This is a genomic window from Lederbergia graminis (assembly GCF_042655485.1).
Classification (GTDB): Bacteria; Bacillota; Bacilli; order Bacillales; family Bacillaceae_C; genus Lederbergia; species Lederbergia graminis.
Map to the genome: position 1 here is coordinate 1 of NZ_JBHSMC010000003.1, position 12,664 is coordinate 12,664.

Here is a 12,664-nt window from a genome sequence, read left to right on the forward strand (position 1 = left end):
CAAGCTAGTAAGATCCCTGAAAGATGATCAGGTTGATAGGTCCGGTGTGGAAGTGTGGCGACACATGGAGCTGACGGATACTAATCGATCGAGGACTTAATCAAAAAGATTGTTTCAAGGTTTATATCTTCTCCATATTATCTGGTTTTGAGAGAATGAAATTCTCTTTTATGTCTGGTGGCGATAGCGAAGAGGTCACACCCGTTCCCATCCCGAACACGGAAGTTAAGCTCTTCAGCGCCGATGGTAGTGAGGGTTCGCCCTTGTGAGAGTAGGACGTTGCCAGGCAAATGAAAGTCATCTTCTGAGGAAGGTGGCTTTTTTGTGTTTGTAACAAGGAATGAAAAAAACAGTCTTATAATAAAGCCCGAATAAATGAAAAAAATGAATTAAGGTAGCTATTCAAAGGGGATAGAACCCACGAAAAAGAAAAAGAGTGGAAGAGGTCACTATTGAGGTCGAATAGTGATCAAGAATAGGAAAAACTGTAGCAGAGGTCACTATTGAGATTGATTAAATCCCAAATGAAAAGGAATATGAAAATTAGGTAACTATTCACTTCAAATAGATACCATGATTAGGAGAATGTTAAATTACAGTCGCTATTCAGGTAAAGAGAGGAGAGAAAATTCTTCAGAATGGAATCAAAGAGGTGCTATGATTCCCTAAAGGAGAAAGATTCCTTCAGTAAGGGAATCAAAGTCCCTGTATGATTCCCAAAGGAGAGAAATCACTTCAGTAAGGGAATCAAAGTCGCTGTATGATTCCCAAAGGAGAGAAATCACTTCAGTAAGGGAATCAAAGTCGCTGTATGATTCCCAAAAGGAGAAAGATTCCTTCATTAAGGGAATCAAAACCACTGTATGATTCCCATAAGGAGAGTAAAACCTTCGAGAAGGGAATCAAAGAGGTGCTATGATTCCCAAAAGGAGAAAGATCTCTTCAGTAAGGGAATCAAAACCGCTGTATGATTCCCAAAAGGAGAAAGATTCCTTCATTAAGGGAATCAAAACCACTGTATGATTCCCAAAAGGAGAAAAATCACTTCAGTAAGGGAATCAAAGTCGCTATATGATTCCCAGAAGGAGAAAAATCTCTTCAGGAGGGAATCAAAGAGGTGCAATAAATCCCAAGAGGAGCCCCCAGTCCCAAGCGAAAGCCCTAAGCCTCAAATCCCACAGCCCCAGTCCCAAGCGCAAGCCCCAATTCCCAACCAATCCCCACCCCACCCCCAACCCACTTCCCCAACCCCAAAAACATTTTCATTTATTTTTTAATAAATCAGTTGCATTTTCTAATGAATGATAATATAATAATACTGTTGCAGTAAACGGCGCGGGATGGAGCAGTCCGGTAGCTCGTCGGGCTCATAACCCGAAGGTCGCAGGTTCAAATCCTGCTCCCGCAATTTATTTTAATATTGGTCCGGTAGTTCAGTTGGTTAGAATGCCTGCCTGTCACGCAGGAGGTCGCGGGTTCGAGTCCCGTCCGGACCGCCATAATATAATAAATGTAACTTCAAAAACGAAATCGGATTTCGTTTTTTTTTATTGTTTTTTTGCTCAATTTTTTTTAATCATGTAAACTAATAGATATTATAATTGAGGGAGAGAGTTCCCATGAATAGTTATGAATTGCATTCAAAAAGTCGAGAACATACATATGCTATTGCTAATAAACTAGGCAGCCTTTTGCAACAAGGGGATGTGCTTTTATTAGAAGGTGACTTGGGAGCAGGAAAAACCACTTTTACAAAAGGAATCGCTGTAGGTTTGGATATAACGAGGAATGTGAACAGTCCCACCTTTACCATCATTAAAGAGTATGAAGGCAGGCTTCCACTTTATCATATGGATGTGTATCGAGTGGAGGATTCTTCTGAAGATTTAGGAATAGATGAATATTTTTATGGTAATGGGGTCACAGTGGTGGAATGGGCGCATTTAATAAAAGAGCAGCTGCCTGATGAATATTTAGAAATTCGTTTGTACCATGAAGGTGATGATCAACGTAAGTTAGTATTAGAACCTCATGGAGATCGGTATGAAGTTTTATGTAAGGAGTTATTAAATGAAAATCTTAGCGATTGATACTTCCAATGATACTTTAGGAATTTCACTTGTAAACGAGGAAAAGGTAATTGGAGAGTATATTACAAATATAAAAAAGAATCACAGTGTAAGAGTAATGCCAGCGATTGAACGTTTAATGGTGGACTGTGAGATGAAACCAGCCGATTTGGAAAAGATTGTAGTAGCGAAAGGGCCAGGTTCTTATACTGGGGTACGCATTGGTGTTACCATTGCAAAAACATTGGCGATGAGCTTAGGGATCCCTTTAGTGGGAGTATCTAGTCTTGCGGTGTTAGCAGCCACACCGAGGTATTTTAACGGCTATATTTCGCCTTTATTTGATGCGCGTAGAGGGTTAATTTACACTGGTTTATACCGATTTGTAGATGGGGCTTTGGAAATGGTGAAGGAAGATCGTAATATTCTTGCTACAGAATGGGCGGAGCAGTTGCATGAATTAGAAGAGCCTGTATTATTTATAGGCAACGATGTAAAGATTCACGAAAGCACGTTCCAGTCTAAGCTAGAGGATAGGGCTATTTTTTCAAAAATAGGGGAACACAATCCTCGCCCAGGGGAATTAGGATTACTTGGGATGGAACTTCCAGGTGAGGATATCCACACGTTTACTCCTAATTATATACGTCTTGTGGAAGCAGAAGCAAAATGGTTGGAGAAACAGGGGCGAACTAAATGATTGATCAAGAGACATGTGATCTTACTTTTCGATTTGCAACCGAGAGAGATATTCAAGCACTTGTAGAAATTGAGCAACAGTCGTTTTCTGTGCCTTGGCCAGCAGAGGCATTTTATAATGACATAGTTGGAAATCGTTTTGCCAGATATTTAATAATAGAGTGTAATGGTAAGGTAGCTGGTTATTGTGGAGTTTGGCTTGTCATCGATGAAGCACATATTACCAACATTGCGATTCTTCCACAGTATCGGGGACGAAAGTTAGGAGAGGCATTGCTGTCAAAAATGATGATGTTTGCGATGGCCTCAGGAGCGAATACAATGACGTTGGAAGTGCGAGTGAGCAATCATCCCGCACGGTCTTTATATAAAAAACTAGGGTTTCAAGAAGGTGGTATTCGAAAAAATTATTATACCGATAATTTTGAAGATGCCATCGTAATGTGGGTGAAATTATGAGTGAGAATATCATTATATTAGGCATTGAAACAAGCTGTGATGAAACAGCAGCATCTGTCGTAAAAAATGGAAAAGAAATACTCTCCAATGTTGTTGCATCGCAAATTGAGAGTCATAAAAGATTTGGTGGGGTAGTTCCAGAGCTGGCATCACGTCATCATGTGGAGCAGATTACAATTGTCATCGAAGAAGCGTTAAAGGAAGCAGATGTAACGTATGAAGATATTGATGCGATCGCAGTTACAGAAGGCCCAGGTTTAGTTGGGGCTTTACTTGTAGGTGTGAATGCAGCGAAGGCACTTGCATTTGCTAAACAAATCCCAATCGTTGGTGTCCATCATATTGCCGGTCATATTTATGCGAACCGTTTAATTACAGAGTTGAAATTCCCGTTGCTTTCCCTTGTTGTATCTGGGGGCCATACAGAATTGGTGTATATGAAGGAACACGGCTCTTTTGAGGTTATTGGTGAAACGTTAGATGATGCAGCAGGAGAGGCATATGATAAAGTGGCACGGACGTTACAGCTGCCTTATCCAGGTGGACCACATATTGATCGACTTGCACATGAAGGAACAGCTGTCATTGATTTGCCAAGAGCATGGCTAGAAGAGGGATCCTATGATTTTAGTTTTAGTGGATTAAAGTCGGCAGTTATTAACACCCTCCACAATGCAGAACAAAGAGGGGAAAAGATATCCCCAGAAGATTTAGCTGCAAGTTTCCAAGCTAGCGTTGTGGATGTGTTGGTGGAAAAAACAATTCGTGCAGTAAAAGAATATAAGGTGAAACAAGTGTTATTAGCTGGTGGAGTAGCGGCTAATAGAGGGTTGCGAACAGCATTGGAATCAGCATTTTCACAAATTGCTGATGTAGAATTAGTGATTCCGCCACTTCATCTTTGTACTGATAATGCAGCCATGATCGCAGCTGCAGGTACGATACTTTATCAACAAGGTAAACTCGGGGCAATGGATATGAATGCCAATCCGGGGCTAGATATTGAAAAATAGCATTAAACTTGCATGGAGAATAGAGAAAACTCTAACTCCATGCGTTTTTTTGTCATTCTATCATTGGTGCTGTGGATAATAATGTGCATAATTTTTATAACCGTTTCCAAAGTCCTATATAATAGGCTTGAAAATCACACACATTTTGTGGATAACTGGGGATAAAAATGTGGATAATGTGGAAAAGTCTGCTGAAACTAGGTATATTGCTGTTGATAATGTGTATAAGCTTGTGGAAAACGAAAGCACCCTGTTGAAAAGGGTGCTTGTCCATTTATGCATCAAGAAGTTCAGCAAGTTCTGTCCATTCCTCGAGAAGTTCATTAACCTCATCTTTTAAAGATTCAATCGAATCGTTAATGTTAATAACTTTTTCGTGGTCCTCAAAAATTTCAGGTAGACATAGTAATTGTTCTTGCTCTTCTATTTTTCCTTCTAAATCATTCATTTTTTCTTCAATTTCTTCGATGCGTCGTTTCCGTTGTCTTTCTAACTTTTTCATTTCTTTATCTTGTTGATAACTTGTTTTTGTGGATTCTACTTGTTTCTTTGTATCATTTTCCGTTGATTCCATTGCTGCTAATTCCAGTGTTTCAGCCTTTTTCTGTACATAGTAGTCATAATCACCTAGGTACTCAACAGCGCCATCAGGTGTTAACTCAATTACTTTTGTAGCAATTCTATTAATAAAATAACGGTCATGTGAAACAAAAAGAATCGTACCCGGATAATCTACTAATGCATTTTCCAGTATCTCTTTACTATCTAAATCCAAATGGTTTGTAGGTTCATCGAGAATGAGGAAATTGGACTTTTCCAGCATTAAAATTGCAAGTGCAAGCCGAGCTTTTTCTCCACCACTTAAAGTGGATACTATTTTTAAAACATCATCGCCACTAAATAGGAAATTTCCTAGCACAGTTCGAATTTCTTTTTCGTCTTTTAATGGGTAATGGTCCCATAGTTCTTGCAAAACGGTTTTATTAGAGGAAAGCTCTGCTTGTTCCTGGTCATAGTAACCAATCGAGACATTCGTACCGTAGTCAATGTTTCCTGCTAGTAATTGTATTTTCTTAATGATCGTTTTTAACAGAGTGGATTTACCAACGCCGTTTGGACCGACAAGCGCGATACTATCTTGCCGAAAAATCGAAAAATCAATATGCTGGGCAAGCGCTTGATGATCATATCCAATCGAAGCATCCCGCACTTTTAATACATCATTTCCACTTTGTCTTTCAATATCAAATGAAAATGAAGCAGATTTCTCTCCACCCTTTGGTCGATCCATTAATTGCATCCTATCTAGCTGCTTTCTTCTACTTTGCGCTCGTTTCGTTGTGGAAGCACGTGCTAGATTTCGCTGAATGAAGTCTTGTAATTTCGCAACTTCTTCTTGTTGTTTCTCAAATTGCTTCATTTCTCGTTCATACAATTCGGCTTTTTGGTCTAAGTATTTGCTGTAGTTACCATGAAATTTCTTTATTTCCGTTCTAGATAGTTCATACACTTGTGTAACTACTTTATCGAGAAAATAGCGATCATGTGAAACGATTAATACGGCACCAGAATAATTTGCTAAATATTGCTCTAACCAGGAAAGGGTCTCAATATCTAAATGGTTCGTCGGTTCGTCCAGTATTAACAAATCAGGTTTCGTTAGTAAAAGTTTCGCCAATGCTAATCTCGTTTTTTGCCCACCACTTAAAGTAGAAATGAGTGTAGAACAATCTTTTTCATAAAAGCGCAAACCATGTAATACAGAGCGAATATCGGATTCGTATTGATATCCTCCAATTTCTTTAAATTTCACTTGGAGTCTATCGTATTCATGTAGCAATTTTGCTGCTTCGCTTTCACTTACGGTTGCTAGATCAAGCTCTATTTGGCGAATTTCTTTTTCCATTTCTCTTACTTTCGCAAAAACAGATAGCATTTCATCCCAAATAGATAATTTTGATTCAAGTCCAGTGTTTTGTGCTAAATAATCAATTGTTACATCTTTCGGCTTGACTATCTGACCAGAGTCATAGGAAAGGTGGCCTGCGATTATTTTTAATAAAGTAGATTTACCAGCACCATTACGCCCAACTAGGGCAATGCGGTCATTTGTTTGTATTTCAAGTTTTATATTGGATAATATTAATTCTGCTCCAAAGTATTTTGTTAGTTGTTGAATTTGTAACAACATCATATTATTTCACCTCTAGTTTCATAGTTAGTTTACCGTATATATGCTGCAAACTTCAATCATGGAAAGTGAGAACAATAAGACATGTCGGAAAAAATAGTGTATGATATTACAAGGGGGGCTGTCCGTGAGTAATTTGACACATTTTAATGAAGAGGGTCGGGCGAAAATGGTGGATGTAAGTGATAAGCCCGAAACGGTTAGAATTGCAAAAGCGCAATCTAGTATTGAAGTAAATGAACTTATATATGAACATATACAATCAAACCAAATAAAAAAAGGGGATGTACTTGCTGTCGCTCAAGTAGCGGGAATTATGGCAGCTAAAAAAACATGGGATATTATACCTATGTGTCATCCAATTCCATTAAAGGGGATCGATATTTCTTTTAACTGGAAAGAACAACCACATAATAAGTGGAAACTAGAAATATTCGCTACCGTTAAGACAATTGGAAATACGGGAGTAGAAATGGAAGCATTAACAGCTGTTTCTACGGCGGCTTTAACGGTATACGATATGTGTAAAGCAATAGATAAAGGAATGATTATTGGTCCAACCTTTCTCCTGGAAAAATCAGGTGGAACTAAAGGGAAGGATTTTAAACGAAATGATGTTGAGATATAATTTAGCATTTGTGCGGAGGTAAAAAGATGAGCGAAGAAACAATGAAAATACCACAAGCGACAGCAAAACGGCTGCCATTATATTATAGGTTTATCAAGAATCTCCACGCTTCTGGAAAACAGCGTGTTTCGTCCGCAGAGCTAAGTGAAGCTGTAAAAGTAGATTCTGCAACGATTAGGAGAGACTTTTCTTATTTTGGTGCGCTTGGAAAAAAAGGTTATGGGTATAATGTAAACTATCTACTATCATTTTTTAGTAAAACATTGGATCAAGATGAAATAACGAAAGTAGCGCTAATTGGTGTAGGTAATTTAGGTACTGCGTTTTTGAACTATAATTTCCTTAAAAATAACAGTACGAAAATAGCGATGGCATTTGAAGTAGATCCATCGAAAATTGGTACTAATATCGGTGATGTACCAGTATATGATATGAAGGAATTAGAGCAACGTTTAAACGAAGAAGAAATTACTGCGGTTATCTTAACGGTTCCGGTCAATGCAGCACAACAAATTACTGATCGTTTGAAGGATACTGAGGTGAAAGGCATCCTTAACTTTACACCAGCAAGATTATCTGTACCACCTTCTGTTCGTGTTCATCACATCGATTTAGCAGTAGAACTACAATCTCTTATCTATTTCTTGAAAAATTATCCGAATCCTGACACGGAAAGTTCACAAGAATAAGCAAATTGTCAATAGCAAAATTACATGTAATCCGTTAAACTATAACTATTAAGGAGGTGGGCGCAAATGGTATTAGGAGCTATCGGTCCAGGTAGTGTCGTTATTATTGCTATTGTAGCATTACTGATTTTTGGCCCAAAAAAATTACCGGAATTAGGCAAGGCTGCCGGTAAAACGTTACGTGAATTTAAAAATGCAACAGCAGGTCTGGCAGATGACGTAGATCCAGTAAAGGATAATAAAAAAGACGCCGACAAATGATAGGATGAACAGTTATGAATCAGAAAGAAATGACTTTTCTTGACCATATAGAAGAATTAAGAAAACGGCTAATGACGATAGTCGTTTTCTTCGTGTTAGCAGTTATTGTAGGCTTCCTCGTCGTAGAACCGATTATAAACTTTATCCAAAATGCGGACGTAGCTGAGGAACTTACAATGAATGCGTTTCGTGTTACAGACCCTTTTAAAGTTTATATGAATATGACATTTGTGATCGCACTAATTATTACATCTCCTGTTGTATTATATCAACTATGGTCATTCGTCAGCCCTGGTCTACTGGAAAAGGAACGAAGAGTGACTTTATCTTATATTCCTGTTTCTGTTCTTCTTTTTCTCGGGGGCTTGGCATTTTCTTATTTTGTTCTCTTTCCATTTTTGATTAAATTTATGCTCGATCTTTCGAATGAAATGAGCATTCAATCAACTATAGGAATTAACGAATACTTTCAATTTCTCTTTCAAATTACGATTCCATTTGGATTGCTCTTTCAGTTGCCGGTTGTCATTCTCTTTCTAACTAGACTAGGGATTATTACGCCGATGTTTTTAGCTAAGATTAGAAAGTATGCCTATTTTGTATTGCTAGTCATTGCAGCGATTATTACTCCGCCAGATGTTATTTCTCATTTAATGGTCACCGTCCCTTTATGTTTACTATATGAAATTAGTATTTGGATATCGCGGATCGGCTATAGAAAGGCGAGAGCGGCAGAGTTAGAGGTTGAAAATAATATACAAAAATAAAGCAGGAAGATTCATCATTTGAATCTACCTGCTTTTTTTATTGGTTCTTCTTCATGTTTTTCAACTTAAAGTGTATCGCGATTAATCGGAATCCTGCTCCAAAGTCAAATGTAGCAATTAGTAGTAAAATATAAACGAAGAAATTCCAATCGTTCATTTTTACTTGTTGAATGGCGAAGTATGTAAAAAGAACGCCAAGAATAATGTTAATAATCCCAGATGATAGTGGTGATCTCACCATAATAACCCCCTTATCCAGCCTTGTACATGTATAGCGTTATCCAATGTCGAGAATTGAGCGACCGTAACAAGGGTATTCATCATTGCATGTGAGATAATCGGCACAATGATTCGTTTCGTGTGAACATATAAAAATGCAAAAGTGAACCCCATTGCTGTGTAAATTAAAATATGAGTGAAATCCATATGAGCAACCGCAAATGTAAGGGAGCTTAATAGTGCAGATAGCCAAAATGGAAAGCGATTATAGAGTGATCCAAAAATGACTTTCCGAAAAACAATTTCTTCTAATATTGGACCAATAATCGAACTTACTAATACTGCTAGAGGAAACAATCTGATTAAATTCATAATCTGTTCCGTATTTTCAGAGCCTGGATCAATCCCCAATTGAAGTTCGAGTACAATGGCAACATATTGAGTGAAAAATGCTAGGAAGATTCCGCCGATTGCCCATAGGATTGATTGTCCAATAGGCATCGGTTCGACTCTATCTACTCTATTATATGGTTTCGAACGTTTTAATATAAGTAAGACAACGACTAATCCAGTAATAAAACTAAAGATAAGCCAGAGCCCGGTTGCAAGTATCTCCATTCTTTCTATGGATACATTAAAAACTCCAGTTCCAATAAAAAATAGGAGGGGCATTCCAATAAATGCAGACATTTGCATCGCAATATACGTAATTAATATATATAGGTATTTTTTATTCATATTTGAATCCCTTCAGGCAAAAATTCTACATTAATCTGCAAGCCTAATTTCCATTCTACTAATTATTAATTCAGCATTCAATAAAGAAGACTTTTTATATAGAAATTGGTTATGATAAAGAAGGTACTGTTTACTGGAAAAAAAGGGAAGGTACAAGGTATAATGGAAACGCTTGTAATTATTATTTAATTGGTGAAGTAAAGAAAAAATTTTATGCATCATACTTGCATTTTAAAATCAATTTTATTATTATAATAATTGTGTTAGCACTCAATGAGTGAGAGTGCTAATAAAAAATAAATAATCTACATATTTATTTAAGGAGGTCGTTTCACTTGTTAAAACCATTAGGTGATCGCGTCGTTATTGAGCTAGTTGAATCAGAGGAAAAAACTGCTAGCGGGATTGTCCTTCCGGATACTGCAAAGGAAAAGCCACAGGAAGGTAAAGTAGTTGCCGTTGGAACTGGTCGAGTTCTTGATAATGGCGAGCGTGTAGCACTTGAAGTTTCTGAAGGAGATAAAATTATTTTCTCTAAATACGCTGGTACAGAAGTGAAATACCAAGGTACTGAATATTTAATTTTACGCGAATCTGACATATTAGCAATTATTGGCTAATCTTTTGATTGCTTATAATTCATTACTTTAGAAATTTTGAGGAGGGTATCATTAATGGCAAAAGACATTAAATTCGCTGAAGACGCACGTCGCGCATTATTACGCGGAGTAGATCAATTAGCAGATGCTGTTAAAGTAACGTTAGGACCAAAAGGACGTAACGTTGTACTAGAGAAAAAATTTGGTTCACCACTCATTACAAATGATGGTGTTACAATTGCAAAAGAAATCGAATTCGAAGATGCATTCGAAAACATGGGTGCTAAATTAGTTTCTGAAGTTGCAAGCAAAACAAATGATGTAGCTGGTGACGGTACAACTACTGCTACTGTACTTGCTCAATCTATGATTCGTGAAGGATTGAAAAACGTTACAGCTGGAGCTAACCCTGTAGGTATCCGTAAAGGTATCGAAACAGCAGTTGCTACTGCAGTAGAAGAGCTACATGCAATTTCTAAACAAATTGAAGATAAAGAATCAATCGCACAAGTTGCTGCAATTTCTTCTGGTGATGAAGAAGTAGGTCAATTGATCGCTGAAGCAATGGAACGCGTTGGTAATGACGGTGTTATTACAATTGAAGAATCAAAAGGTTTCACAACTGAACTAGACGTTGTGGAAGGTATGCAATTCGATCGTGGATATGCATCTCCATATATGGTAACTGATTCTGACAAAATGGAAGCAGTTCTTGAAAATCCATATATCCTAATTACAGATAAGAAAATCTCCAATATCCAAGAAGTACTTCCTGTGCTTGAGCAAGTAGTACAACAAGGAAAGCCACTTCTAATGATTGCTGAAGATGTAGAAGGTGAAGCATTAGCAACACTTGTTGTGAACAAGCTTCGCGGAACATTCAATGCAGTTGCAGTTAAAGCTCCTGGCTTTGGTGACCGTCGTAAAGCAATGCTTGAAGACATCGCTATCCTAACTGGTGGTGAAGTAATCACGGAAGACTTAGGACTTGACTTGAAATCTGCAACAATTGATTCATTAGGTCGCGCTGCAAAAGTAGTAGTAACAAAAGAAAACACTACAATTGTAGAAGGTGCTGGAGACTCTGCACAAATCGGTGCAAGAGTAAACCAAATCCGTGCGCAAATGGAAGAAACAACTTCTGATTTTGACAAAGAAAAACTACAAGAACGCCTAGCTAAACTAGCAGGTGGAGTAGCTGTTGTTAAAGTTGGTGCTGCAACAGAAACTGAACTAAAAGAACGTAAACTACGCATTGAAGATGCATTAAACGCAACTCGTGCTGCAGTTGAAGAAGGTATCGTTTCTGGTGGTGGTACTGCACTAGTAAATGTATACAAAAAAGTAGCTGCTCTAGAAGCAGAAGGTGATGTAGCAACAGGTATTAAGATTGTTCTACGTTCTTTAGAAGAGCCTGTACGCCAAATCGCTCACAATGCTGGTCTAGAAGGATCTGTAATTGTAGAACGCTTGAAAAACGAAACTGTAGGTGTTGGTTTCAACGCTGCAACAAACGAGTGGGTTAACATGATTGACGCTGGTATCGTAGACCCAACTAAAGTAACTCGTTCTGCACTACAAAATGCTGCATCTGTAGCTGCTCTACTTCTAACTACTGAAGCAGTAGTAGCTGACAAACCAGAACCAGCTGGCGCTCCTGCAATGCCTGACATGGGCGGCATGGGTGGAATGGGCGGCATGATGTAATAAGCCGTTCCAACCCTTGATATGAGTGGGTTTTGATGTAAGATGAGAGTGAAATGCTAACATTTTGCTAACATTGAGGTTTTTAACGGAGGCTTCTCATGAGTTCACTGAACTTTTGAGAGGCTTCTTTTTTCATTTCTTGCGTTACATGGAGGTATATATTTTTCGTGATTTGATCGTCTGTATGACCAAGAAGATCTATGATTTGCTCGAGTATCATTGAGAGCATCCTGATACATTTTTCTTGTAATGTCTTTCAATTTTAATCGAGCAAAGTAAGGTAACAATCTTCCAATTTCATGAAGACGGACTCGAATGGTTCCACGCTTTACGTCTTTTGATTCACTGTAGATGGGAAGCCACTCGATTGCAAAATCGTTGAAGATTTTATATGTTTCCTCTAAATATGTTCCTTCTTTTAATTCATGAATTAGTGTGGTAGCAGACTCTTCAGCTTCTTGCTTAGTATTAAAGCCGCTTTTTAACTTTTGCTTTCTCTTTCCGGTGATTGGATCAATTCCAATATGAAAGCCCACTTTGAATCACAAGTGCATTTTTTCTTTTTACACATACAGCCTCTCCTGTAGAAATGTCCTTTCATTGGCATCCTCACTTTCTAAAAGTA

Annotated in this window: 14 protein-coding genes, 2 tRNA genes and 2 rRNA genes; 14 read left to right on the forward strand and 4 right to left on the reverse strand. The window is 37.9% G+C overall.

Going from position 1 to position 12,664, the window contains the following annotated elements:
- The 8 genes from ACFPM4_RS04500 to tsaD form a co-directional block, all read left to right on the forward strand.
- Window positions 1-104: ribosomal RNA gene (locus tag ACFPM4_RS04500) — 23S ribosomal RNA — on the forward strand; the annotation flags it as partial.
- 69 nt (window positions 105-173) lie between these two features.
- Window positions 174-288, forward strand: a 5S ribosomal RNA gene (gene rrf, locus ACFPM4_RS04505).
- Between the two features lie 1,046 nt (window positions 289-1,334).
- A tRNA-Met gene (locus tag ACFPM4_RS04510) sits at window positions 1,335-1,408 on the forward strand.
- Between the two features lie 14 nt (window positions 1,409-1,422).
- Window positions 1,423-1,499, forward strand: a tRNA-Asp gene (locus tag ACFPM4_RS04515).
- Window positions 1,500-1,619: 120 nt separating this feature from the next.
- On the forward strand, window positions 1,620-2,090 hold the full coding sequence (gene tsaE / locus ACFPM4_RS04520; protein WP_144922739.1) for a tRNA (adenosine(37)-N6)-threonylcarbamoyltransferase complex ATPase subunit type 1 TsaE: 471 nt from the start codon (window positions 1,620-1,622) through the stop codon (window positions 2,088-2,090).
- A complete protein-coding gene (tsaB, locus tag ACFPM4_RS04525; protein WP_382348216.1) occupies window positions 2,071-2,769 on the forward strand; it encodes a tRNA (adenosine(37)-N6)-threonylcarbamoyltransferase complex dimerization subunit type 1 TsaB in 699 nt (232 codons plus the stop codon). Before tsaE ends, tsaB begins: the two co-directional genes overlap by 20 nt.
- Window positions 2,766-3,227 (forward strand): ribosomal protein S18-alanine N-acetyltransferase, encoded by a 462-nt coding sequence (rimI, locus tag ACFPM4_RS04530; RefSeq protein ID WP_382348219.1) that lies wholly within the window; start codon window positions 2,766-2,768, stop codon window positions 3,225-3,227. Before tsaB ends, rimI begins: the two co-directional genes overlap by 4 nt.
- Window positions 3,224-4,240 (forward strand): tRNA (adenosine(37)-N6)-threonylcarbamoyltransferase complex transferase subunit TsaD, encoded by a 1,017-nt coding sequence (gene tsaD, locus ACFPM4_RS04535; RefSeq protein ID WP_382348222.1) that lies wholly within the window; start codon window positions 3,224-3,226, stop codon window positions 4,238-4,240. The genes rimI and tsaD overlap by 4 nt, the downstream gene beginning before the upstream one ends.
- A gap of 274 nt (window positions 4,241-4,514) precedes the next feature.
- Here tsaD and ACFPM4_RS04540 read toward each other — a convergent pair whose 3' ends face one another.
- Window positions 4,515-6,434: an ABC-F family ATP-binding cassette domain-containing protein gene (locus ACFPM4_RS04540; RefSeq protein WP_382348225.1), complete on the reverse strand. Its 1,920-nt coding sequence runs from the start codon at window positions 6,432-6,434 to the stop codon at window positions 4,515-4,517.
- A 124-nt stretch (window positions 6,435-6,558) separates the two neighbouring features.
- Here ACFPM4_RS04540 and moaC point away from each other — a divergent pair, with 124 nt between their 5' ends.
- From moaC to tatC, 4 genes are all read left to right on the forward strand, one after another.
- Window positions 6,559-7,059: a cyclic pyranopterin monophosphate synthase MoaC gene (moaC, locus tag ACFPM4_RS04545; RefSeq protein WP_144922726.1), complete on the forward strand. Its 501-nt coding sequence runs from the start codon at window positions 6,559-6,561 to the stop codon at window positions 7,057-7,059.
- A 26-nt stretch (window positions 7,060-7,085) separates the two neighbouring features.
- Window positions 7,086-7,748 carry a redox-sensing transcriptional repressor Rex gene (locus ACFPM4_RS04550; RefSeq protein WP_382348228.1) on the forward strand — a complete coding sequence of 221 codons (663 nt, stop codon included), beginning with the start codon at window positions 7,086-7,088 and terminating at the stop codon, window positions 7,746-7,748.
- 66 nt (window positions 7,749-7,814) lie between these two features.
- Window positions 7,815-8,009, forward strand: coding sequence for a twin-arginine translocase TatA/TatE family subunit (locus tag ACFPM4_RS04555; RefSeq protein ID WP_382348231.1), 195 nt, complete (start codon window positions 7,815-7,817; stop codon window positions 8,007-8,009).
- Between the two features lie 14 nt (window positions 8,010-8,023).
- Entirely contained in the window at window positions 8,024-8,776 is a 753-nt protein-coding gene (gene tatC / locus ACFPM4_RS04560; RefSeq protein WP_382348234.1) for a twin-arginine translocase subunit TatC, read from the forward strand.
- Window positions 8,777-8,813: 37 nt separating this feature from the next.
- Here tatC and ACFPM4_RS04565 read toward each other — a convergent pair whose 3' ends face one another.
- Together ACFPM4_RS04565 and ACFPM4_RS04570 are read right to left on the reverse strand one after the other, a co-directional pair.
- Window positions 8,814-9,017, reverse strand: coding sequence for a YdiK family protein (locus ACFPM4_RS04565; RefSeq protein WP_144922714.1), 204 nt, complete (start codon window positions 9,015-9,017; stop codon window positions 8,814-8,816).
- Window positions 9,011-9,733: a CPBP family intramembrane glutamic endopeptidase gene (locus ACFPM4_RS04570; protein ID WP_144922711.1), complete on the reverse strand. Its 723-nt coding sequence runs from the start codon at window positions 9,731-9,733 to the stop codon at window positions 9,011-9,013. Before ACFPM4_RS04570 ends, ACFPM4_RS04565 begins: the two co-directional genes overlap by 7 nt.
- A 335-nt stretch (window positions 9,734-10,068) precedes the next feature.
- Here ACFPM4_RS04570 and groES point away from each other — a divergent pair, with 335 nt between their 5' ends.
- Both groES and groL read left to right on the forward strand, forming a co-directional pair.
- On the forward strand, window positions 10,069-10,353 hold the full coding sequence (groES, locus tag ACFPM4_RS04575; protein WP_144922708.1) for a co-chaperone GroES: 285 nt from the start codon (window positions 10,069-10,071) through the stop codon (window positions 10,351-10,353).
- A 54-nt stretch (window positions 10,354-10,407) separates the two neighbouring features.
- Window positions 10,408-12,039, forward strand: coding sequence for a chaperonin GroEL (gene groL / locus ACFPM4_RS04580; protein ID WP_144922705.1), 1,632 nt, complete (start codon window positions 10,408-10,410; stop codon window positions 12,037-12,039).
- A gap of 104 nt (window positions 12,040-12,143) precedes the next feature.
- Here the strand turns inward: groL and ACFPM4_RS04585 are convergent, their stop codons facing one another.
- Window positions 12,144-12,575 carry an Arm DNA-binding domain-containing protein gene (locus ACFPM4_RS04585; protein WP_382348239.1) on the reverse strand — a complete coding sequence of 144 codons (432 nt, stop codon included), beginning with the start codon at window positions 12,573-12,575 and terminating at the stop codon, window positions 12,144-12,146.
- Between the last annotated feature and the right edge of the window lie 89 nt (window positions 12,576-12,664).